Origin of the sequence: Pseudomonas sp. RW10S2 (assembly GCF_014268985.1) — a bacterium.
Classification (GTDB): Bacteria; Pseudomonadota; Gammaproteobacteria; order Pseudomonadales; family Pseudomonadaceae; genus Aquipseudomonas; species Aquipseudomonas wayambapalatensis.
The window spans coordinates 1-1,808 of record NZ_JABWRO010000236.1; the positions used below are offsets into that span (position 1 = coordinate 1).

The following is a 1,808-nucleotide window of genomic DNA, read 5'->3' on the forward strand; positions in this document are numbered from 1 at the left end:
ACCGAACGCCCCGGCCTGCCCGAGGACGGTCATCAGTCGCGTACCTGGCAGCTGGGTGTCGGCACCCGCGAAGACCGCGCCTTCGCCGAGTACGGCTTGCGCATGGCCTACCACGACCTCAACGACAACGCCTACGGCTTCCCGCTCGGCGCACAGATCGAGATCCTCCAGCTCAAGCTGCGCCAGTACGAGGGCAACGACTGGCAGGTGCAACGCCTGGACCTGGCCACCATCCGCTCACTGACCCCGCGCAACGAACTGCTCAAGCCCTGGTCGTGGCAGGTGGCTGGCGGCCTCGAGCGGGTGCCGGGCAAGCATGACGACGAGGTGCTGGTCAGCCACGTCAACGGCGGCGGCGGTGGGACCTGGCAGCTTGCCGACGGCCTGCTGGGCTTTGCCCTCGGTACGGTGCGGGTCGAACATCACAATGACTTCGCCGAGTTCATCTCGCCGGCGGCCGGTTTCAATGGTGGCCTGCTGTGGCGCAACGGGCTGGGCAACATGACCCTGGAGGCAAAAGGCGATTACTTCACCAATGGTGAAGTGCGGCGCAGCCTGAGCCTGAACCAGCAGTGGGAGATTTCGCAGAACCTGGGCCTGAGGTTGAGCGCCAAGCGCGAGTTCAGCCACCTGGCCACCGCGCAGAACGAGGTGATGCTCGAGTTGAAGTGGTACCAGTACTGATACCTTTGCGTGGGGCCACAGGGATTCGCATCATGACGTGCAATCCTTCGACGGCGTTTTGACATCGCCGCGACAATCCACGACCTAGACTTCCCCTATCACCCGGAGGTCCAGTGTCTATGTCGCGGTACGGTTTCGCCCTGTGGATAACCCTGCTGCTGGTCGGCTGCCAGTCCACCCGCGAGCAGATGCTCGACCAGGGCTACCCACCGGCCTATGCCGATGGTTTCCAGGACGGCTGCAGCAGTGGCCGCCAGGCGGCGGGGCTGATGGTCGGAGATTTTCGCAAGGACGTCCCGCGCTACCTCCACGATCGTCGCTACGAAAGCGGTTGGGACGATGGTTTTCGTCAGTGCCATGCCATGCAGAACAGCGAAGACACGCGCCAGTACCGAGAGCGCTACTGGGACGAGCGTGACCGCGAATGGCAGCAGGAAAAAGACCGCGGTGCAGCGCGCGCCTATCGTCACAATTAGGTCGCAGCCAGACATTCAGGGAAACTCGACAACCCTCACCATGGTCTCCAGAAACAAGGAGGCCGTTCATGAGCCGAGCATTCGTCAACGAAGACCAGGCCGCCGCCCAGGCCAGCCAGCCGGTGGAGCGACGGGTCAGCGACCAGCCCAACTACGTCACCGCCAGCGGTCTTGCGCAACTGCAGCAACGCGTGGCGGCGCTCATTGCCCTGCACAGCGATCTGCAAGCCCAGGGCGAACACGCCGACAAACAGCGCCTGGCCGATACCGAGCGCGACCTGCGCTACTTCCGCACACGCGTACAGAGCGCCCAGGTGGTGCCACCTGCGACCTCGCAGGACAAGGTCCAGATCGGCAGCCGGGTGAGGTTTGTCGATGAGCAGGATGAGGAGCACAAGGTGCAACTGGTCGGGGAAGATCAGGCCGATGCAGCGCGCGGGCTGATCAACTGGGGCTCACCGCTGGGGCGGGCGCTGCTTGGCGCGGGGCCTGGGGATGAAGTGGTATGGCGGCGGCCTGCGGGGGATCTGTCCATCGAGGTGGTCGAGATCCTGGGTGAGGGTTAGGGGCTGCTGCGCAGCCCAATCGCGATTCCTGCAGGAAGACCAGCCCAATCCCTGTGGGAGCGGCGGTTCGGCGCTCCGACTT

The 1,808-nt window shown here is 64.4% G+C and carries 2 protein-coding genes and 1 pseudogene; all 3 read left to right on the plus strand.

Annotated elements, in window-relative coordinates; translation table 11 throughout:
* Nucleotides 1–684 (plus strand): annotated as a pseudogene (locus tag HU729_RS25510) (hypothetical protein); the annotation flags it as partial.
* A 119-nt stretch (nt 685–803) separates the two neighbouring features.
* Nucleotides 804–1,160, plus strand: a complete 357-nt coding sequence (locus tag HU729_RS25515) for a hypothetical protein (RefSeq protein WP_186668362.1) — start codon at nt 804–806, stop codon at nt 1,158–1,160.
* A gap of 68 nt (nt 1,161–1,228) precedes the next feature.
* Complete coding sequence (locus HU729_RS25520) at nt 1,229–1,726, plus strand: GreA/GreB family elongation factor (RefSeq protein WP_186711921.1); 498 nt, start codon at nt 1,229–1,231, stop codon at nt 1,724–1,726.
* Nucleotides 1,727–1,808: the final 82 nt, after the last annotated feature.

Coding starts and splice junctions, on each gene's coding strand:
- HU729_RS25520 (WP_186711921.1), top strand. CDS start 1,229: ATGAGCCGAGCATTCGTCAACGAAGACCAGGCCGCCGCCCAGGCCAGC.
- HU729_RS25515 (WP_186668362.1), top strand. CDS start 804: ATGTCGCGGTACGGTTTCGCCCTGTGGATAACCCTGCTGCTGGTCGGC.